Source organism: Amycolatopsis solani (genome assembly GCF_033441515.1).
GTDB classification, from domain to species: Bacteria; Actinomycetota; Actinomycetes; order Mycobacteriales; family Pseudonocardiaceae; genus Amycolatopsis; species Amycolatopsis solani.
In genome coordinates this window covers 3715257-3735604 of sequence record NZ_JAWQJT010000001.1, presented here as the reverse complement: position 1 = coordinate 3735604, position 20348 = coordinate 3715257, and the positions used below count along the sequence as shown (strand labels likewise).

The window sequence follows — 20348 nt, the reverse complement described above, 5'->3', positions numbered from 1 at the left end:
GACGGATTTCCGGTGTACCAAGCGGGGTGCGGGCCGTCGACCCCCGGGGTGCTACTTCACCTGAACGCAGGAGCCCTAGCCGCGGCCGATGAACGGCATCGTCGTCGCCGTGACGGTGAGGAACTGGACGTTCGCGTCCAGCGGCAGCCCCGCCATGTACCGCACCGCGTCGGCGACGTGCCGGACGTCGAACGTCGGCTCCGCGAGGATCCGGCCGTCCGCCTGGGGAATGCCCGCCGCCATGCGTTCGGTCATCTCCGTCGCCGCGTTGCCGATGTCGATCTGGCCGCAGGCGACGTTCCAGGCGCGGCCGTCCAGCGAAATCGACCGGGTGAGCCCGGTGACCGCGTGCTTGGTGGCCGTGTAGGCGACGCTCGCGGGCCGCGGCGCGTGGGCGGAGATCGAGCCGTTGTTGACGATCCGGCCGCCGCGGGGGTCCTGGTCCTTCATCAGCCGCACGGCTTCGCGGGCGCAGAGGAACATGCCGGTCAGGTTGACGTCCACGGTCCGCTTCCAGTCCGCGACGGACAGGTCGGCGATCGTCCCGGCCGCGCCGATGCCGGCGTTGTTGACGAGCAGGTCGAGCCGTCCCCACGCCTCGCGGACGGCCGCGAAGAGCGCATCGACCGACTGCTCGTCGGCGACGTCGGTGGGGACGACGAGCGCGCCCTCGAAGCCCTCGGCGGTTTCCTCGAGGGCGGCGGCCCGGCGCCCGGCCAGCGCGACGGACCAGCCGTCCTCGAGCAGGGCCCGCGCCACCGCCCGCCCGATCCCCGATCCGGCCCCGGTGACCACCGCCGTCTTCGCCATCCCGCCTCCTAAACTGCTCGTATGGGACTTCGCGAGAATTTCCGAGCCGGGCTCGCCCGGCAGCTCGGCCACCCTAGCGGCCTGCGGGGCCGGGTCGTCGGCGCGATGCTCAACCGCCGGAACCGCGAGGCCGTGGTGAAAGCGGTCGCCGCGCTCGAGCTGACCGGCGGCGAAACGGCACTGGACATCGGGTTCGGCGGCGGCCTCGGCCTCGGCCTGCTGCTGCCGTCCGCCGCCCGCGTGCACGGGGTGGACATCTCGGCGACGATGCTCGACCGGGCCCGGGGAACCTTCCGCGACGAGATCGCGGCCGGGCGGCTCGTGCTCGACGAGGGCTCGATGACAGCGCTGCCCCTCGGGGACGCTTCGGTCGACGCGATCGTGTCGACGAACACGATCTACTTCGTCGCGGACCTGGACGCCGCGCTCGCCGAGGTCGCGCGGGTGCTCACCCCCGGCGGGCGGTTCGTGCTCGGCATCGGCGACCCGGACCTGATGGCGCGGTCGCGGATGCTGACCGACAACGGCTTCCGCATCCGGCCGGTCGCCGAGATCGAAACCGCGCTGGCCGCGGCGGGGCTGAGCTTGCGCAAGCACGAGCGGTTCACCCACGGCGGCCTCGGCTTCCACCTGCTGAGCACCGCGAAATGACGAAAGAGGGCCCGGCGCGTGCCGGGCCCTCTTCGCGGGAGTTGCCTACTTCGGCTGGACGCCCAGCGCGGCCAGCGCCGGGCCGGCCATGATCACGCCGGAGCCGGTCACCGTGTCGAAGCCGGACGCGCCCAGGTCGATCGCCGAGGACACCAGCGCCGAGCGGATCTGCGCCGGGGTCGCGGTCGGCTTGCCCGAGAGCAGCAGGGCCGCGATCGCCGCCGCGTGCGGGGCCGCCGCCGACGTCCCGAAGAACGGCTGGAAGCCGGTCACCGAGGTCGCCACGCCGTCCGCCGCCGTGATGTCCGGCTTGTTCCGGGTCGTGCCGCCGGTCGAGGAGACGTTGCCCGGGGTGATCGCCGTGCCGTCGGCGTTGTAGAAGAGCTTGCGCTTGCCGTCGGAGGAGAAGCGCTCCCACTTGCTCGACGCGCTGAACAGACCGGGGTACGGGCCCGCCGGGTTCGCCGGGTCACCGGTCTCCAGCGGACGGCCGAACGCCGGGCCCGCCGGCGCCGCCGCGACGCTGAACGCGTTCGCCGCCGCCGAGTGGCCGTTCGTGACCCCGTTGGTGCTGAAGGCCTTCAGCGAGCCCGAAGCCACGAACCGGCCGCGGATGACGTTCAGCGCGATGAACCGGTCGGCCCCGCTGTACTTGACGACCGCGACCTTGTAGCCGGAACCGGTGGTCGGCACCGAAGCGATCTCGTACGGGTTCTGCGAGCCGGACTGGCCGTTCTCGCTGGAGGCCACGACGCTGCCCGAGGAGTTCAGGATGAACAGGTCGTAGTCGTTGGCGGACTTGCCCCACGGGTCGGACCAGAACAGCGTCACCGGCTTGCCGAGCGAGCCGGCCGAAAGTGCGTCGAAGTTCTGCGTGGTGCTGCTCGGGTCGAAGTCGTGCGGGGTCCCGGTGACGCCGCTGATCTTCGTCGAAGACGCGCGGAAGTCGCCCTCGTAGTACCCGCTGGTGCCGTCGGTCGCGTTGCCCGAGTTGCCGGCCGAGGAGAAGTACAGGACGCCGGCCGCGGTCACGTCGTTGACCGCCTGCGCGACCTGCGTGTCCTGGAACGGCGACTCGTCGAAGTAGGAGACGTCGTCGACGATGATCTGGCACTTGCCGGTGGTGCGCAGCGCGCGGATGTTCGCGGCGAAGCTGGCCTCGCTGGTGAACGCGGTGGCGAAGCCGAGGGCCGCGTTGGGCGCGAGGTCGTGGATGATCTCGAGCATCGCGGTGCCCTCGTCGCCGCTGCCCTTCTGGCCGGAGAGGACGTCCACGGCGGGCAGTTCGCCGGCGCTCTGCGACTTCGCGAGCGAGTCGACGCCGTCCGAGAGCACGCACACCTTGATGCCGGAGCCACTGACGCCGTAGGTGGTGCGGGCAGCATCGGCACCGTGCGCTTTGTCCCCTTCGGACACCTGCGTCGCGGCGGCGGCCTGCGCGGCAACGGCCTGCCGCAGATCCCGGTTGCCCGGCTCACTCCAGGTGGTGGCCTGCGCGGCGGGCTTCACTTCGGCGACGTCGGCGCGGCCGGCGATCGCGTCCACAGCGGACAGCGGCAGGTCGGCGCGGACGGCCCCGTCCGGCGCGGTGTAGCGGACAGTGCCACCCGCCGCCCGAACGGCGTTGGCGACGGCCTTGCCGGACGCGGCGATGTCGACCGCGACGGTGCCGGCGCCGCTGACGCCCACCCCGGAGCGGTAGTCGGGCAGCTTCGCGGCGAGCGACCGGTCGGCCCGCAACCGCTTCTCGACGACCAGCTGGCTCGATTGCTTGCGTTCGGCCGGGCTCAGGCTCTTCTTGATGCTCTGCAGGGCGCTGATGCCGGCCTCGGTGCGCGCGGCGGCCGCGTCCACCGTGGACGGCTGCGCCGCGGAGACGCCCGTGGTCAGCAGCAACGCGCCGACCGTCAGCGGAACCGCGTGCGCGGCAACCCGGCTGAATCTCACCATCGATGTCTCCCTGTGATCCTCGGTCACTCGACCGGGTGTAATGGGGAGAATCTAAGGAGTGACCGGGCAGGGAACCACCGACCAAAGTCTGGATCGCGCCACCGTCCACATCCTGGAACGACCAGGCGCGGCGCACGGGGAAGCGCACCCGGACTTCATGAGGTGGTCACGTTGTCGTGAGTGTTTAGTCGGGTTAGAACCCGACTAAACACTCACGACCACTTACATGTTGATCATGTGCCCGGCGAGCCCGTGCACGGCTTCCTTCACCGCTTCACCCAGCGTCGGGTGCGCGTGCACGTTCCGGGCCACCTCGTGCACCGTCAGATCCCATTGCTGCGCCAAAGTCAGCTCGGGCAGCAGCTCCGTGACGTCCGGCCCGATCAGGTGCCCACCGATCAGCTCGCCGTGCGTGCCGTCGCTGATCAGCTTCACGAACCCGCCCGCGTCGCCCAGCCCCTGGGCCTTCCCGTTGGCCGTGAAGGGGAACTTCGCGACCCGGACGTCGAAGCCCTTCTCCCGGGCCTGCTCCTCGGTCCACCCGAAGCTGGCGATCTGCGGCTGGCAGTAGGTGGCCCGCGGGATCATCGGGAAGTCGAGTTCCATCGTCTCGGCACCGGCGATCGTCTCCGCCGCCACAATCCCCATCGACTCGGAAGCGTGCGCCAGCATCAGCTTCGCCGTCACGTCGCCGATCGCGAAGATGTGCGGGACGTTCGTGCGCCCGCGGCCGTCGATCGCGATCGCGCCGCGCTCGGTGAGCGCGACACCGGTCTTCTCCAGCCCGTACCCCTCGACCCGCGGCTGGAACCCGATCGCCTGCAGCACCTTGTCCGCGGTGAGCACCTGCTCACCGTCCTTTTCGGACGACACAGTCACCCGAACCGAAGAACCCGAGTCGTCGATCGACTCCACCCGAGTCGAGGTCAGCACCTTGATCCCGAGCTTCCGGTACCGCCGCGCCAGTTCAGCCGAAACCTCGGCATCCTCCAACGGCACCATCCGATCCAGGAACTCCACGATCGTCACATCGACGCCGTAGTTGTGCAGCACGTAAGCGAACTCGACGCCGATCGCGCCCGCCCCGGCGATCACGATGCTCGACGGCAGCTCACTCGACAGGATCTGCTCTTCGTACGTGACCACCCGGGAACTACGGGAAGTCCCTGGCAGCAACCGCGTGGTCGCCCCGGTGGCGATGATGCAGTGCCCGAAGGTGATCTGCGACCCGTTCACCTCGAGCGTGTGATCGTCGACGAACGTCCCGTGCCCGTCGAACTCGGTGATCTTGTTCTTCTTCATCAGGAAGTGCACGCCCTTGACGCGCCCGTCGGCGACCTTCCGGCTCCGCTCGTAAGCAGCCGTGTAGTCGACCCGGATCGGGCTGTCGGACGAAATGCCGAACGCCTTCGCCTCCTGCGTCACGACGTGCGCCAGCTCGGCGTTGCGCAGCAGCGCCTTCGACGGGATGCACCCGACGTTCAGGCAGACCCCGCCCCAGTACTTCTCCTCGACCACCGCAACGCTCAACCCCAGCTGCGACGCGCGGATCCCCGCCACGTAACCGCCGACGCCCGCCCCCAGGACCACGACATCAAAGTGTTGTGCACTCATACCCCAGAAACTACCCCGATGGGCAGACGCAAGCGGGGTGACGCGGAACTCAGGCCGCGAGGGGCCGCCGCTCGCCGCGGATCGACTCCAGCAACGTCGTCACCTCGCCCATGATGCGCGCCGTCGCTTCCTCCAGCACCTCGCGGGTGAGCGGGCGGTCACGCAGGTCGGACAGGTCGACCGGCGGGCCGGCGACCAGCTCGACGGTCTTGCGCGGGAACACGCGGGGAAACCACGCCGTCGACGGCAGCAGGTGGTGGGTGCCCCAGTTGGCCACCGGGATCACCGGCGCGCCGGTTTCCAGCGCGGCGCGGACCAGGCCGGTCTTGCCGCGCATCGGCCAGCCGCCGGGGTCCTTCGAAAACGTGCCTTCCGGGAAGACCGCGACGCATTCGCCCGCCCGCACCGAGGCCACCAGGTCGCGGTAGGCCTCCGCGGCCGTCGCCGCGCCGCGGTAGACCGGGATGTGGCGGCCCGAGCGCATCACGCGGCCGACCACCGGCAGGTTCCACAGCGAGGCCTTGGCCAGGTAGCGCGGTACGCGGCCGGCGGCGAGGCAGAACGCGGTGAGCGTCGTCGGGTCGGCGAACGAGAGGTGGTTCGACGCGACCAGCACCCCGCCGGCCTTCGGGATGTGGCGGGAGCCGCGCACGCGGAACCGGGTGGTCTGCGCGAGGAACTGCCAGACCACCTCGATCGCGAAGCTGTACCAGGCGCCACGGCCGGCGCGGGCGAAGCGCCGGCCGTAGGCGATCATCTGGCGTCGGGTGAGCAGCTCACCCTCGTGGTCCAGGGCGGTCCAGCGGTCGGTCATGAACGTCATTCGTAGCCGAAGACCGCCCGGTTCGGCCCCGCCGCGCGCCGAACGCGGCGCAGATCACACTTCGATTTTCACTGGCGTTCGAGGACCACCACGGGGATCTCGCGGTCGGTCTTCTTGGCGTAGTCGTTGTAGTCCGGCCAGACGGCGGCGAGCTTCTCCCACAGCTTCGCGCGCTCCTCGCCCTCGGCCGTGCGGGCGCGGGCGGTGAACTTGTCCGCCTTCACCTGGACGCCGACCTCGGGGGTCTCGACGAGGTTGAAGTACCAGCCGGGGTGGTTCGGCGCGCCGCCCTTGGAAGCCACGATCACCGGGTTGCCGTCGACTTCCTGGTAGATCAGGGCGAACTTGCGCTCCTGGCCGGTCTTGCGGCCCTTGGTGGTCAGCACCAGCGTCGGGACGCCTTCCTTCCACTCGTGCCCGACCTCGCCGTCGGTCTCCTCGTAGCGGCGGACGTGCTCGTCACCGAACAGCATGCGTGGTTCCTTTCGCGGTCGATCAAGCAGTGGCGTACTCACTACTTGAAGGTTCTCCTTGTTTGCAACACACGCACCGCGGCCGATCTTCCCGACGGTTTCACTCGAACGGGTCAGGTCCCCCGAGCAGCGGCTTCTCCGGAGACACCCTCCTCCCAGTAGATTGCACCGACCGAGCACGCGGAGACCCCCGAAACCGATCTTGGAGGAGCCAGCCATGAAGGCCCGGCCGCACGTGACACTCGAAGACGTGGCACGCAGCGCGAACGTCTCGCTCGCGACGGCGTCGCGGGTGCTCAACGGCACCGCGTCCGTCCGCGCCGACCTGCGGGAGCGGGTGTCCGCCGCCGCGGCCGAGCTGGCCTACGCCCCGAACGCGCACGCGCAGGCCCTCGCGGGCGGCACGCACCGCACGGTCGGCGTGATCTGCCACGACGTCAGCGACCCGTACTTCGCCGCGATCGCCGGCGGGGTGATGCGGGTGGCGACCGACAACGGGCTGCTCGTGATGCTGGCCGGCACGTTTCGCGACCCCGACCGGGAGGTCGCCTACGTCTCGACGCTGCGCGCGCAGCGGGCCGCGGCGATCCTGCTGATCGGCTCGGCGTTCGAAGACCGGACGTGGGAACGCGCGATGGCCGCCGAACTGGAGCCGTACCGCCGCGGCGGCGGGCAGGTCGCGGCGGTCAGCCGCCACCGCGGGCTCAAGATCGACACCGTGCAGCCGGACAACAAGGGCGGCGCGGCGGCGCTGGCCGACGCGCTGGTCGGCCTCGGCCACAAGCGGTTCGCGGTGCTCGCCGGCCCGCGGCGGCTGAGCACCGTCATCGACCGGCTGGCCGGGTTCACCGACGCGCTCGCCGCCCACGGCATCACCTTGCGCGAGGACGACGTCATCGAGGGCGCGTTCACCCGCGACGGCGGCTACGAGGCGACGAAGCAGCTGCTCGCCGGCCGCAAGCGCAGGCTGCCGACGTGCGTTTTCGCCGTCACCGATGTGATGGCGATCGGCGCGCTGACGGCGTTGCGCGAGGAAGGCCTCTCGGTGCCGGGCGACATCTCGGTGGCCGGCTTCGACGACATCCCGGTCGTGCGCGACCTCGCCCCGGCGCTGACCACCGTGCGGCTGCCGCTGGAGGAGCTCGGTGAGCGGGCGATGGACCTGGCGATCAAGGGCTCCGCGGGCACCCGGCCGCGGACGGTCCGGCTCTCCGGCGAAGTCGTGCTGCGCGAAAGCACCGGACGCCCCAAGCGCTGACCCGGTCGGGCCTTGTCGTGCTTCGGCACAGGCCCTACCGTGGTTTTGGGAAAGCGCTTTCTGACTGTCTCCGGAGGTCTCCGATGCTCGTGCTCCCGGTGCCCGGCGGCGGATTGCTGGACTGGACGCCGTCGGGGCCGCCGCTCCCCGGGCCGCCGGGGACACCGCCGTCGTCGCGGATCGTCTACGCCGCCGCGCACGTGGTGGCGGACGCGCTGGCCGACAAGCCGGACACCATCGACTGGGACACGACGCTCGCCTTCCGCGAGCACCTCTGGTCGTGCGGCCTCGGCGTCGCGGAGGCGATGGACACCGCGCAACGCGGCATGGGTCTCGATTGGCCGGCCACCCGAGAGCTCGTGACGCGCACCGGCGCGGCCGCGGCCGGACGGCGGTGGTGCGCCGGCGTCGGCACCGACCAGCTGCCACCGGGACCGGCGACCATCGCGTCCATTGTGGACGCCTGGCGCGAGCAGCTGGACCTGGTCGGCGGCGCGGGTGCGATCCCGGTGGTGATGGCCAGCCGGGCGCTCGCCGCCGCGGCCACCGGACCGGACGACTACCGCGCGGCGTACGGAAAACTGCTGTCCGAGGCGGGCGGCCCGGTGCTGCTGCACTGGCTGGGCGAGCAGTTCGACCCGGCGCTCGCCGGTTACTGGGGCCACGACGACGTGCGCGCGGCCGCCCGCGAGCTGGCAGCGCTCTGCACCGAGCACGCGGGCACGATCGCCGGGGTGAAGGTCTCGGTGCTGGACGCCGCCGTGGAGACCGAATTCCGGCGCGCGCTGCCGGCCGGCGTCGCCTGCTACACCGGCGACGACTTCAACTACCCCGAGCTCATCGCGGGCGACGACCACGGCCACAGCGAGGCCCTGCTCGGCATCTTCGACGCGATCGCCCCGGTGGCCGCGGCGGCCCTGCGTAGTTTGGACGACGGCGACCCCGCCGGCTTCCACGCGCGGCTCGACCCGACCGTGCCGCTGTCCCGCGAGATCTTCCGCGCGCCGACCCGGCACTACAAGACCGGCGTCGTCTTCCTGGCGTACTTGAACGGCCACCAACGGCACTTCCGGATGCTCGCCGGCCAGGAATCGGCGCGCACGATCACGCACCTGGCGACCCTGCTGCGGCTCGCCGACGAGGCGGGCGCGCTGGCCGACCCCGACCTGGCCGCCGCCCGGATGCGGCCGCTGCTGCTGGCCGCCGGAGTGGCGTGATGGACGAGCGGCTCAGCCTCAACCAGATCACCACCAAATCCTGGTCGCTGCCTGAAGCGGTGGCGGGCTGCGCGGCGGCGGGCGTCGGGTGGATCGGGCTGTGGCGGGACAAGGTCGCGGAAACCGGCGTCGGCGAAGCCGCGCGGCTGCTCGAGGAGCACGGGGTGCGGGTTTCGTCGTTGTGCCGCGGCGGGTTCTTCACCGGCGTGACCCCCGACGGGTCTCCTGTGGACGGTGTGGCGCAAACCCGCGAGGCGATCGACGAAGCGGCCGCGCTCGGCGCCGGTGTCCTCGTGCTGGTGGTCGGCGGGATCGCGGGCCACGACCTGGCGGGCTCCCGCCAGCGCGTCGCGGACGCGGTCGGCGAGCTGGCGCCGTACGCCGGCGAGCGCGGGGTGCGGCTCGGCCTGGAGCCACTGCACCCGATGCAGTGCGCGGACCGGTCGGTGCTGTCCACTGTGGACCAGGCACTGGCGATCGCGGCCGAGCACCCAGCCGAGCAGGTCGGCGTGATCGTGGACGAGTTCCACGTCTGGTGGGACCCGCGCATCGAGGAGTCGATCGCCGCGGCGGCGGGACGGATCGCCGGCTTCCACGTGTGCGACGTGCTGGTGCCGTTGCCCGACCCGCTGCTGGGCCGCGCCCTGCCGGGCCACGGCCCGATCGACCACCGCCACCTGCGCGCGCACGTCGAGGCGGCGGGGTACGCGGGACCGATCGAGGTCGAGGTGTTCAACGCGGAGCTGTGGTCCCGCCCGGGCTCGGAGGTCCTGGCGGAGACGATCACGGCGTTCGAGCACCACGTGGCCTGACCCCGCCCCGCCCGCCAAACGACAGGAATGAGTCATTCACGTCATCCGACGACATGAATGAGTCATTCACGGCACCGGGCCGCTGCGACATCCGAGCGACGCAAACCCAGGGCGGTCCATACCGCGGTACGCTTGGTCCGTCCAGCGGACTTGGGGAGGTCGCGCGATGACGATGGACCACCACGGCGACGAGGGCGCCGTCCGGAGTGTGCTGCGGGCCTTCGACCTGCTCGCCCTCTTCACCGAACACCGCCGGACCTGGGCGGTCAAGGACCTCACCGCGGCCAGCGGCCTCGCGAAGACCACCGTGCTGCGGCTCGTCGCCACCTGTGAACAGCGCGGGCTGCTCTGGACGCGGCCCGACGGGCGAATCACCGTCGGGCCCGGGATGCTGCGGTGGGCGCAGCTGGCGAACACCGCCTGGCAGCTGCCCGAGCCGGTGCGCCAAGTGTTGCGGGACCTCGCGCTCGAATGCCGGGAGACCGTCAACCTCTACGTCCGCAGCACCTCCGTGGTGGTCTGCGTGGCCCAGCAGGAGGGGCCGCTCGCCATCCGGCACGTCGGGCGGGTCGGGGACGAGCTGCCGCTCGGGTTCGGGGCCGCCGGGCGGGTGCTCGACGGCGCCGAGGGGGCCGCCGTCAGCCACGGGGAGCCGGAAGCCGGGGCGTCCAGCGTCGCCGTGCCGGTGCACGACGGGGACGGGCGGGTGCTCGCCGCGCTGGCCGTCACCGGTCCCAGCGGCCGGTTCGGGCCCGCCGAAGTCGCTGCGGTTACCGAAGCCGCCGCCGGTGGTTCGCGGCGGATATCGCAGATCGGCCTCGGCACCCGGACGGAATAGGCCACACTCGGCCGGAATCCGGCGAGCCGTTGGTTAGGCTTCCCGGCATGCCGAACCTGCTGGTGGTGGAAGACGACGCGGCGATCGGCAGCGTGCTCGAATCGACCCTGCGCCTGCACGGTTACCAGGTGTGCTGGCGGCGTGACGGGCGGACCGCCCAGCAGGCCGCGGAAGCCGGCGACTTCGACCTCGTCCTGCTCGACCTCGGCCTGCCCGACCTGGACGGCGTCGAGGTCTGCCGACGGCTGCGGAGCTCGCTGCCCGCCGCCGTGCTGGTCATCCTCACCGCCCGGCAGGAGGAAATGGACGTCGTCGTCGGCCTCGACGCCGGTGCCGACGACTACCTCACCAAGCCCATCCGGCTGGGCGAGCTGCTGGCCAGGGTGCGCGCGCACCTGCGCCGCGGCGCGCCCACCGGGGCCCGGCCGCCGGTGACCGTCGGCGAGCTGACCGTCGACATCGCCGGCCGCCGCGCCACCCTGCACGGCCGCGAAGTCGTGCTGCGCGCGAAGGAGTTCGACCTGCTCGCGCGGCTGGCCGAGCAGCCCGGCATCGCGGTCAGCCGCGAGACGCTGATGGCCGAGGTCTGGGACGCGCACTGGTACGGCTCGACCAAGACCCTCGACGTGCACATCGCGGCCGTGCGCCGCAAGCTCGCGTCGGTCGCCGGGCCGGACGCGGAGGTGCCCCGGATCGCCACCCTGCGCGGGCACGGCTACCGCCTGGAGGACCCAGCCCGGTCCGCGGCCGAAGGCTAGCCGTGCGCCGCCGGATCATCTCGCTGACCGTGCTCGCCGCGCTGGTCGCGACCGCTCTGTTCGCGCTGCCGCTCGGCATCGCGGTGATGCAGTACTACCGCGACGACACCAAGGCCGACCTGGAGCGGGCCGCGGACGCCGCCGCGCTCGCCGTCTCGGAAGACCTGAGCGCCGGCCGGACGCCGATCGTCCCGCCGTTCGACGAGGACGACGACGAGATCGGCGGCGAAGTCGGGGTCTACGGCCCGGACGCGCGGCTGCTCGCCGGGCACGGTCCCGCCGTCGGCGGCCCGATCGAGCACCGGGCGGCGAGCGCCGCCGTCGACGTCGTCATCGACCAGGAAGGCGACGAAGTCGTGCTGGCGGTCCCGGTGCTCAGCGGCTCCCGCGTGACCGGTGTGGTCCGCGCCGCGCTGCCGATGGCGGAACTGCGCTGGCGGGTGGTGCTGACCTGGCTCGGCATGGCCGGGCTCGCGGTCGCGGCGATCGGGGTGAGCTGGCTGCTGGCCCGGCGGTTCACGACCCGGCTGGTGCGGCCGCTGGAGGAGCTCGCCGCGGCCGCCGGACGGCTCGGCGACGGCGACTTCACCGCTCGCTCGCCCCGCCCCGGCATCGCCGAAATCGACCAGGTCGGCGAAGCGCTGGACGCCACGGCGGCCCGCATCGGCGAGACGCTGGAGCGGGAGCGCGCTTTCTCCGCGGAGGCGTCGCACCAGCTGCGCAACCCGCTGACTGGGCTGCGCCTGCAGCTCGAAGCCGCGCTGGAGACCCCGTCGGCGGATCCGTACGACGCGATCCGCGCCGGGATCGCCTCGACCGACCGGCTGGAACGCACCATCGAGGACCTCCTGGCGCTGGGCCGCGAACGCCGGGCCCCGCGCGCGGAGCTCGACCTCGACGCACTCCTCGACGAAATCCGCCAGGCCGGCGAGGGTCTGCTCGCCCCGCACGGGCGAGCGCTGCGGATCACCCGCCACGAACCGCCGCCCGCCCGGGTGGCGGCCGCGGCGGTCCGCCAGGTGCTCGGCGTCCTGCTGGACAACGCGGCGACGCACGGGCGCGGCACGGTCACCGTGGTGGCCCGCGACGCCGGTGACGCGCTGGCCATCGACGTCGCCGACGAGGGCCCGGACCTGGGCGAAACCGATCCGTTCGCGACCGCGCCGAGCGACCACGGGATCGGCCTGCGGCTGGCGCGCAGCCTCGCCGAGGCCGAAGGCGGCCGGCTCCGGTTGAGCCGGCCCGCGCCGCCGACGTTCACCCTGCTCCTGCCCGCGGCCGAGCAGAACGAATCGCCACGATCCGCGCCTGCTGTGCAATGAATCACCTGTGATTCATCTGTACGCGCAATGTTCCCCTGTTTTGCGGGCTGAAGACGGCAGATACGGTCGTCGGCATGACTCTGCGAGCCGCGACGGTGCGGCGGAAACCGGTCGCCGACCTCGTCGCCGAAGGTGATCATGGCACGTTGAAGCGATCGCTCGGCCTCGGCCAGCTCACCATGCTCAGCATCGGGGCGACGCTGGGCAGCGGGATCTTCGTCGTGCTCGGCGAAGCCGTCCCGGTGGCCGGGCCGGCGGTGGTGCTCTCGTTCGTGCTCGCCGGGATCACCGCGCTGTTCTCCGCGCTCTCCTACGCCGAGCTCGCCGGCATGATCCCGCTGTCGGGTTCGTCGTATTCCTACGCCTACGCCACCCTCGGCGAGCTCGTCGCCTGGGTCTGCGGCTGGTGCCTGATCCTCGAATACGGAGTTTCGGTGGCCTCGGTCGCCGTCGGCTGGGGGCAGTACCTTAACGAGCTGCTGCGGCTGACGTTCGGCTTCGCCATCCCGGACGCGCTGAGCCAGCCGCCGGGCTCGGGCGGGATCGTCAACGTGCCCGCCATCGTCGTGGTGCTGCTCGCGATGGTCCTGCTGCTGTCCGGCGCCAAAGAGAGCGCGCGGGCCAACACGATCATGGTCGCGGTCAAGATCGGCACGCTGGTGCTGTTCTGCGCGATCGCGTTCAGCGCGGTGCGGGCCGCGAACTTCACGCCGTTCCTGCCGCTCGGGCTGGCCGGGCTGAGCGCCGGCGGCGCCAAGCTCTTCTTCTCCTACATCGGGTTCGACGCCGCCTCGACGGCCGGTGAGGAGGCGAAGAACCCGCAGCGCGACCTCCCACGGGCGATCCTGCTGTCGCTCGCCATCGTCACCGTCCTGTACTGCCTGGTCGCCGTGGCCGCGGTCGGCGCGCTGCCGTGGCAGCAGTTCGACGGCCAGGAAGCCGCGCTGTCGCACGTCCTCGGCGTCGTGTCGGACAACCCGCTCTGGGCCGCGCTGCTGGCCGTCGGCGCGATCGTGGCCATCTCCAGCGTGGTGCTGACCGTCCTCTACGGACAGACGCGCATCCTGTTCGCGATGTCCCGCGACGGCCTGGTGCCGGGCGTCCTGTCCAAAGTAGACGCCAAGAGCGGCTCGCCGCGGGTGAACACCCTGGTGGTCTCCGGCTTCGTCGCCGTGCTGGCCGCGTTCATCCCGCTGGGCAAGCTGGCCGACGCGACCAGCATCGGCACGCTGTTCGCGTTCGGGCTGGTGAACGTCGCCGTCCTGCTGCTGCGCCGCCGCCAGCCCGACCGGCCGCGCTCGTTCCGCGTGCCGTTCTCGCCGGTGACGCCGGTGCTGGGCGTGCTGTGCTGCGCGTACATGATGCTCAGCCTCGACGGCGCCACCTGGGTCGTCTTCGGCGGCTGGATGGCGCTCGGTCTCGTGCTCTACTTCGGTTACGGGATCCGGAAGTCGAGGCTGGCATGAGGGTCGCGATCCACCAGGGGCCGTTCGAAGCCCTGCCCCGCGTCGACGCCGACCTCCTCGTCACCGCGGAGATGAGCACGACGGGCTACCACATCGGCGCGCGCACGCACGAACTCGCCGAACCCGCCGACGGACCCACCGCGGCCAGGATGGCCGCGGTGGCCAGGGAAACCGGGACCGCGCTCGCATACGGCTACCCGGAAACCGACGGCAAGCACGTCTACAACAGCGTCCAGCTCATCGATCCGGCCGGACGACGGACGAACTACCGCAAGACGCACCTGTTCGGCGACCTCGACAAGGCGTGGTTCACCCCGGGCGACGAGCCGGTCGTGCAGGCCGACGTCGCGGGCGTCCGGATCGGACTGCTGATCTGCTACGACATCGAATTCCCCGAGCTGGTGCGGGCGCACGCGCTCGCCGGCACCGAACTGCTGGTCGTGCCGACCGCGCTGATGAGCCCGTACGAGCTGGTCGCCGACACGCTCGTGCCCGCGCGGGCCTACGAAAGCCAGCTGTTCGTCGCCTACGCGAACCGCTGCGACACCGAGCGGGAGCTGACCTACTGCGGCCGCTCCTGTGTGGTCGCCCCGACCGGGGAAGTACTGGCGCGCGCCGGATCCGGGCCGGAGCTCGTGCACGCCGACGTCACGCGGGAAGCGCTGGCCGCGTCCCGCCTGGAGAACACCCACCTGGCCGACCGACGGCCCGAACTGTACCGGGGAACCACCGCATGACCTCCGCCGTCCCGACCGCGATCCACCACGAAGAACCGCCCGGCCGCCCGATCACGATGTTCGGCCCCGACTTCCCGTTCGCCTACGACGACCACCTCGCCCACCCGGCCGGGCTGGGCTCGGTCCCGGCGGAGCGGCACGGCACCGAGGTCGCGGTGATCGGCGGCGGCCTGTCCGGCATCGTCACCGCGTACGAGCTGATGAAGCTGGGCTTGCGGCCGGTCGTCTACGAAATCGCCGAGCTCGGCGGGCGGTTGCGGACCGTGCGCTTCCCCGGCTGCCCGGACGACGTCGTCGCGGAGATGGGCGCGATGCGCTTCCCACCCGCGTCGACCGCGCTGTACCACTACATCGACAAGGTCGGGCTCGAGACGACGCCGTTCCCCAACCCGCTCGCGCCCGGGACGCCGAGCACCGTCGTCGACCTGAAAGGACAGAGCCACTACGCGCGGACGCCCGCGGACCTGCCCGCCGTCTACGGCGAAGTCGCCGCCGCCTGGGACCGGACGCTCGCCGACCACGCGTCCTTCGCCGAGATGCAGACGGCGATCCGCGACCGGGACGCAAAGACGATCAAGCGGCTGTGGAACGAACTCGTGCCGCGGCTGGACAACCAGACGTTCTACGGCTTCCTGTGCGACTCGCCCGCGTTCGCCTCCTTCCGCCACCGCGAGATCTTCGGCCAGGTCGGCTTCGGCACCGGTGGCTGGGACACCGACTTCCCCAACTCCATCCTGGAAATCCTGCGCGTGGTCTACACCGGAGCCGACGACGAGCACCGCAGCATCGTCGGCGGCAGCCGGCAGCTGCCGTTGCGGCTGTGGGAGCACCAGCCGGAAGAGATCGCTTTCTGGCCGTCCGGCACGAGTCTCAGCTCGCTGCACGGCGGCCGCCCGCAACCCGGCGTCGCGCGGCTGCACCGGACCGCGCCGAACAACATCACGGTGACCGACACCGAGGGCCACATCCGCACGTTCCCCGCGGCGGTGTTCACCGCGCAGAGCTGGATGCTGCTGTCCCAGATCGAATGCGACGCCGAGCTGTTCCCGATCGACCACTGGACGGCGATCGAGCGCACGCACTACATGGCGTCGTCGAAGGTGTTCGTGCCGGTCGACCGGCCGTTCTGGCTGGACCGCGACCCGGTGACCGGCCGCGACGCGATGAGCATGACGCTCACCGACCGGATGCCGCGCGGCACCTACCTGCTCGGCGACGACCCGGCGGCGCCGGCGGTCATCTGCCTGTCGTACACGTGGGCCGACGACTCCCTGAAATGGCTGCCGCTCCCGGTGTCCGAGCGCGTCGAGGTGATGCTGCAGTCGCTGCGCGAGATCTACCCGGGCGTCGACGTCCGGCGGCACATCATCGGCGACCCGGTGACCGTGTCGTGGGAAGCGGAACCCCACTTCATGGGCGCGTTCAAGGCCAACCTGCCGGGGCACTACCGCTACCAGCACCGGCTGTTCACGCACTTCGTGCAGGAGCAGCTGGAGCCGCGCTACCGCGGCCTGTTCCTGGCGGGCGACGACGTCTCGTGGACGGCGGGCTGGGCCGAAGGCGCGGTGCAGACGGCGCTCAACGCGGTGTGGGGCGTGCTCAACCACTTCGGCGGCACCACCGATCCGGCGAACCCCGGCCCGGGAGACGTCTTCGCCGACCTCGCCCCGATCACGCTCCCGGACTGAGCGTGCCCCGATCGTGGCACCGGGTCCGGCATCGTGCGGACCGAGCTGCCCGGCGCAACCGCCCGTGCGACGATGGGGCCATGACCACCGAGCCGGCGCCGAGATGGCGAAGACTGGAACCGGACGAACGGAAGGAGCAGATCTACGCCTGCGCCGCGCGGCTGTTCGGTGAACGCCCCTACTCCGAAGTGTCCACTTCGGACATCGCCGCGGCGGCGGGTGTCGCGCGGGGGCTGATCAACCACTACTTCGGCACGAAACGCGAACTGTACCTGGAAATCATCCGGCGCGCGCTGACCGTGCCGCGGCTGGCCGTCGAGATCCTGCCGGACGGGCCGCTCGAACTGCGGGCCGACGTCGCCATCGAGTGGTTCCTCGACATGGTCACCAGCCAGGAGCGGATGTGGCTGGCCGCGATCGCGCCCGAGGGCATCGGGCGCGACCTCGAGGTGGAACGGATCCTCGAAGAAGCCGACCGCGAGTCCGCCGACCGCGTGCTCGAGGCCGTCGGGCTGTCCAGCGAAAGCGACCACGGGCCCGAACTGAACGCGCTCGTCCGCGCGTTCGGCGGGATGGTGAAGGCGGCGGGCCGGGAGTGGCTCGTGCGCGGGTCGCTGACGCGGGAGCAGGTGCACCTGCTGCTGTCGAAGTCGCTCGTGACGCTGGTCGGCGAAATCTTCCCGGCGATACAGGGGGTGCCGTCGCACGACGGGCCGCCGTCGCCGCGCCAGGGCGGTCGCGAATAGACCGAAGCCCCCGACGCCACGAGGGGGAGGAGGGCGCCGGGGGCTTCGGGTCGATGGGCGAACCACCGACGCGGTTCCACGGTACGCCGGGGCGCTGTCAAGTCGCTGTCAACCCTCAGCTGTCCGCTTCGCGAAGTTCGGCCAGGCGGTGGGCGAGGCCGTCGAGGCACCGGCCGACCGCGTAGTCGTAGAGCTGGGCGTAGTAGCCCGCGGCCAGGTCGGGGTCGCCCATCAGGTCGTGCATCGCGTTGCCGAGCTCGGCCATGCCCGGCAGGTCGGTGCGCTGGCGGTAGGTCGCGTACTCCTCGGTGTTGTCGATCCGCAGGGCGAGCGCGCCGTCGCGGTCGTCCTCCATCGCGACGAACTGGCACGCGGTCATCAGCAGCAGGTTGTAGGCGAGCACGCTCTCCCGGCCGAACCCGGCCTGGAGCAGCACGCCGATGCCGGCGTCGATGCTGCGCGTGGCCGCCTGGACCGACGGGCCGAACAGCGCCAGCCGCCGCGCGCAGCCCGGGTAGGTCCGCAGCAGGGCGCGCAGGCCGGCCAGCAGCTCGGTGAACCACTCCGCCCACGGCAGCCGTTCCTCCGGCAGCTCCAGCAGGCCGACGACCCGGTCGACGACGGCGTTCACCACGGCGTCGCGGTCGCCGACGTGGTGGTAGATCACCGCCGGATAGGCCTCGACGGCGCGGGCGAGCTCCCGCAGTGTCCAGTTGTCGAGGCCGCGCTGGGCGGTCAGTTCCGTGGCCGCGGCGATGATGCGGTCGGCCGTGAGCGCCGGCAGACCTGCCGCGGCCCGTGACCGGGGGCGCTGGCCAGTGCCCGAGGATGAGGGAGGCATGGGGCGTAACGGTAACCGCACAGCCCGTGCCGGTGCCAGCTTCGGTTGCGTGAGGCAGGATCGGGGTATGCCACGCGCACAGGCCAACGGGCTCGAGCTCGAGTACGACACGTTCGGCGACCCGGCGGCCCCGCCGCTGGTACTGGTGATGGGCCTCGGCGCCCAGATGGTCACCTGGGAGGACGACTTCTGCGAGCTGCTGGCCGGCCGCGGGTTCTTCGTCGTGCGGTACGACAACCGGGACGTCGGGCTCTCGACCTGGCTCGACCACCTGCCCGCGCCGGACCTGGCCGCGCTCGCCGCGGGCGACCTGACGACGGCGCCGTACCTGCTGTCCGACCTGGCCGACGACGCCGTCGGACTGTTCGACGCGCTCGGCATCGGACGCGCGCACGTCGTCGGCGCGTCGATGGGCGGGATGGTCGTGCAGCAGCTGGCCATCGACCACCCGGACCGGCTGCTGTCCGTCACGTCCATCATGTCGACCACCGGCGACCCCAGCGTCGGCCAGGCCGAGCCGTGGGCGCTCGGGCTGCTGGCGCGCCCGCCGGCGTCGACCCGCGAGCAGGCGCTCGCCGACAGCGTCGAGGGCTACCGGCGGCTCGGCTCCCCCGGCTACCCGGACGACGAGGCGTTCCTGCTGGCCAAGGCCACATTGCACTACGACCGCGCCCGCCACCCGGTGGGCACGCTCCGCCACGCGGCGGCGGTCGTGGCCTCCGGCGACCGCACGGCGGGCCTGCGCGAAGTGCGGCTGCCCGCCCTGGTCGTCCACGGCGACGCCGACCCGCTGATCGACGTCAGCGGCGGCAAGGCGACGGCGGCGGCGATCCCGGGCGCGGAGCTGCTCGTCATCCCGGGCATGGGCCACAACCTGCCGCGCGCGGTCTGGCCGGAGATCGCCGAAGCGATCGGGCGCGTGACGGGTCAATAGCGCGTCAAGATCCCGGGCCGGGGTGTAGGGAATGTGTCCTGGCTCATGTTCTCGCGGAGCGCCGGCGGTCTTACTGGACGCATGAGTGGTGGCTTCGGGTTCCCGTTCGGGTGCGTGGCCGCGGTCGTCGCGGTGGTGCTGGCGGACGCCGCGGGCGCGACGCGGTTCCCGTGGTACGCGCTGGTGACGCTGGGTCTGGTGGTGCTGCTGACGGCGTACTGGAGCACGGTGCCCGCCGCGATCGGGGTCGCGGCGGTGGCGTGGGCGCTCGATTCGGGATTCGTGCTCGGCCGCGCCGGCGAGCTGGTGTTCGGTGGAGCGTCGGCGCTGGCGGCGGGCGTGCTCGCCGCGGCACTCGCGGTGGGAGCGGTGGCCCGGGTGCGGCCGGCGCCGGTGCGGGTGCCGGCCCCGCGCCGTCCGGCGGAGGTCCCGGCCCACCGGCCGCACCTGACCCGGGCGGGCTAGCCGCCGATCGACGTGGCCACCAGGGCGCCGATGTTGCGCATGCCGGTCGCGTTGGGGTGCAGCGGGGCCGCGACCGCGGTCGGGATCACGCTCTCGAACCACTTCACGCCCGGCAGCTTGCACACGTCGTGCCCGATCGACGCCGTCCGGACGTCGACGTACCGCGCGTTGTGCGCCGCCGCCTGGCGGGCCAGGGCCGCGTTCGTCTTGTCGATGCTGCCTTGGATGTAGTTCGCGTCACGGGGGGTCAGTGGCGCGATCGGCCAGCACCCGTTGCGCGGCAGGTACGTGCCGTAGCCGGCGACGAAAACGGCCGCGTTCGGTGCCTTCTGGTGGATCGCCTCCAGCAGCGCGCCCCACGTCGGCTCGAACGCCGCGATCTTCTCGGCCAGCTGGTCGTGGCCGCCGGCCGTGAAGCGGTCGACGCAGTCCGGGGTGATGCCGGGGAGCAGGTTGATGCAGCTGGTCGCGGCGCCGACCAGGCCGACGTCGTTGCCGCCGATGGTCACCGTGACCGTCCCCGTGGCCGCGCCGAGCGCGCTCAGCTGCGGCGGGACCGCGCCGGTCTCCGTCGACTGCGGTGCGTACATGTCCGCGGTCGTCGCCCCGGAGCACGTGACGTCCTTGAGCGGGACGCCGAGCCGTGAAGCGGCGACGTGCGGGTAGTTCGCGAGTGACCGCAGGCAGCCCGGGGACGAGAGGTCCGGGGGCAGGATGAGCGGGCCGGCCGCCGCCGAGTCCCCGAGAGCCACGTACTCACCGCTCGCGGCGGCCGCGGTGCCCGCCGTCGTGAGCGTCAGCGCGGTGACCAAGATCGTGATGAACGCCGTTGTCCGCACTCGCACGCCGTCCTCCTTGACGTTGTGCCGATGACTGGTCTCCGTGACACCATCGGCACCGCGGGTGGCCGCATTGACTGGGAATCCGGGCAGAGAACGAGGGGAT

At 71.8% G+C, this 20348-nt stretch carries 20 protein-coding genes; 13 read left to right on the top strand and 7 right to left on the bottom strand.

Annotation, left to right across the window (positions count from 1 at the left end; translation table 11 throughout):
- Positions 1-75: 75 nt before the first annotated feature.
- The gene (locus SD460_RS17815) at positions 76-810 is read right to left on the bottom strand and encodes an SDR family oxidoreductase (protein WP_290060477.1); all 735 of its coding nucleotides are present in this window, start codon (positions 808-810) and stop codon (positions 76-78) included.
- A 21-nt stretch (positions 811-831) separates the two neighbouring features.
- Between SD460_RS17815 and SD460_RS17810 the strand changes: the two genes are divergently transcribed.
- Positions 832-1461, top strand: a complete 630-nt coding sequence (locus SD460_RS17810) for a class I SAM-dependent methyltransferase (RefSeq protein WP_290060476.1) — start codon at positions 832-834, stop codon at positions 1459-1461.
- 45 nt (positions 1462-1506) lie between these two features.
- On the opposite strand, the gene SD460_RS17805 is transcribed toward SD460_RS17810, so the two are convergent.
- From SD460_RS17805 to SD460_RS17790, 4 genes are all read right to left on the bottom strand, one after another.
- A complete protein-coding gene (locus SD460_RS17805; RefSeq protein WP_290059808.1) occupies positions 1507-3411 on the bottom strand; it encodes a S8 family serine peptidase in 1905 nt (634 codons plus the stop codon).
- A gap of 222 nt (positions 3412-3633) precedes the next feature.
- Positions 3634-5025 carry a dihydrolipoyl dehydrogenase gene (gene lpdA / locus SD460_RS17800; protein WP_290059809.1) on the bottom strand — a complete coding sequence of 464 codons (1392 nt, stop codon included), beginning with the start codon at positions 5023-5025 and terminating at the stop codon, positions 3634-3636.
- Positions 5026-5074: 49 nt separating this feature from the next.
- A complete protein-coding gene (locus SD460_RS17795; protein WP_290059810.1) occupies positions 5075-5839 on the bottom strand; it encodes a lysophospholipid acyltransferase family protein in 765 nt (254 codons plus the stop codon).
- A gap of 77 nt (positions 5840-5916) precedes the next feature.
- On the bottom strand, positions 5917-6321 hold the full coding sequence (locus SD460_RS17790) for a nitroreductase family deazaflavin-dependent oxidoreductase (protein ID WP_290059812.1): 405 nt from the start codon (positions 6319-6321) through the stop codon (positions 5917-5919).
- Between the two features lie 217 nt (positions 6322-6538).
- Between SD460_RS17790 and SD460_RS17785 the strand changes: the two genes are divergently transcribed.
- The 10 genes from SD460_RS17785 (at position 6539) to SD460_RS17740 (ending at position 17163) form a co-directional block, all read left to right on the top strand.
- Positions 6539-7579 (top strand): LacI family DNA-binding transcriptional regulator, encoded by a 1041-nt coding sequence (locus SD460_RS17785; protein ID WP_318306393.1) that lies wholly within the window; start codon positions 6539-6541, stop codon positions 7577-7579.
- Between the two features lie 83 nt (positions 7580-7662).
- Positions 7663-8796 (top strand): DUF993 family protein, encoded by a 1134-nt coding sequence (locus tag SD460_RS17780; protein ID WP_290059816.1) that lies wholly within the window; start codon positions 7663-7665, stop codon positions 8794-8796.
- Complete coding sequence (locus SD460_RS17775) at positions 8796-9608, top strand: sugar phosphate isomerase/epimerase family protein (protein WP_290059818.1); 813 nt, start codon at positions 8796-8798, stop codon at positions 9606-9608. Before SD460_RS17780 ends, SD460_RS17775 begins: the two co-directional genes overlap by 1 nt.
- Before the next feature lie 166 nt (positions 9609-9774).
- Complete coding sequence (locus SD460_RS17770) at positions 9775-10446, top strand: IclR family transcriptional regulator (RefSeq protein ID WP_290059819.1); 672 nt, start codon at positions 9775-9777, stop codon at positions 10444-10446.
- A gap of 47 nt (positions 10447-10493) precedes the next feature.
- Positions 10494-11204, top strand: coding sequence for a response regulator transcription factor (locus tag SD460_RS17765; protein WP_290059821.1), 711 nt, complete (start codon positions 10494-10496; stop codon positions 11202-11204).
- A 2-nt stretch (positions 11205-11206) separates the two neighbouring features.
- The gene (locus SD460_RS17760) at positions 11207-12526 is read left to right on the top strand and encodes a sensor histidine kinase (protein ID WP_318306392.1); all 1320 of its coding nucleotides are present in this window, start codon (positions 11207-11209) and stop codon (positions 12524-12526) included.
- A 74-nt stretch (positions 12527-12600) separates the two neighbouring features.
- Positions 12601-13992 carry an amino acid permease gene (locus tag SD460_RS17755; protein ID WP_290059825.1) on the top strand — a complete coding sequence of 464 codons (1392 nt, stop codon included), beginning with the start codon at positions 12601-12603 and terminating at the stop codon, positions 13990-13992.
- Entirely contained in the window at positions 13989-14729 is a 741-nt protein-coding gene (locus SD460_RS17750; RefSeq protein WP_290059827.1) for a carbon-nitrogen hydrolase family protein, read from the top strand. Before SD460_RS17755 ends, SD460_RS17750 begins: the two co-directional genes overlap by 4 nt.
- Positions 14726-16417, top strand: a complete 1692-nt coding sequence (locus tag SD460_RS17745; protein ID WP_290059829.1) for a flavin monoamine oxidase family protein — start codon at positions 14726-14728, stop codon at positions 16415-16417. Before SD460_RS17750 ends, SD460_RS17745 begins: the two co-directional genes overlap by 4 nt.
- Positions 16418-16497: 80 nt before the next feature.
- Positions 16498-17163: a TetR/AcrR family transcriptional regulator gene (locus tag SD460_RS17740; protein WP_290059831.1), complete on the top strand. Its 666-nt coding sequence runs from the start codon at positions 16498-16500 to the stop codon at positions 17161-17163.
- 115 nt (positions 17164-17278) lie between these two features.
- Here the strand turns inward: SD460_RS17740 and SD460_RS17735 are convergent, their stop codons facing one another.
- Positions 17279-18004, bottom strand: coding sequence for a TetR/AcrR family transcriptional regulator (locus tag SD460_RS17735; protein ID WP_290059833.1), 726 nt, complete (start codon positions 18002-18004; stop codon positions 17279-17281).
- 67 nt (positions 18005-18071) lie between these two features.
- Here SD460_RS17735 and SD460_RS17730 point away from each other — a divergent pair, with 67 nt between their 5' ends.
- Both SD460_RS17730 and SD460_RS17725 read left to right on the top strand, forming a co-directional pair.
- Complete coding sequence (locus SD460_RS17730) at positions 18072-18938, top strand: alpha/beta fold hydrolase (RefSeq protein WP_290059835.1); 867 nt, start codon at positions 18072-18074, stop codon at positions 18936-18938.
- Positions 18939-19019: 81 nt separating this feature from the next.
- A complete protein-coding gene (locus SD460_RS17725; protein ID WP_318306391.1) occupies positions 19020-19403 on the top strand; it encodes a hypothetical protein in 384 nt (127 codons plus the stop codon).
- Here SD460_RS17725 and SD460_RS17720 read toward each other — a convergent pair.
- The gene (locus SD460_RS17720) at positions 19400-20242 is read right to left on the bottom strand and encodes an SGNH/GDSL hydrolase family protein (RefSeq protein WP_290062492.1); all 843 of its coding nucleotides are present in this window, start codon (positions 20240-20242) and stop codon (positions 19400-19402) included. The genes SD460_RS17725 and SD460_RS17720 overlap by 4 nt on opposite strands.
- Positions 20243-20348: the final 106 nt, after the last annotated feature.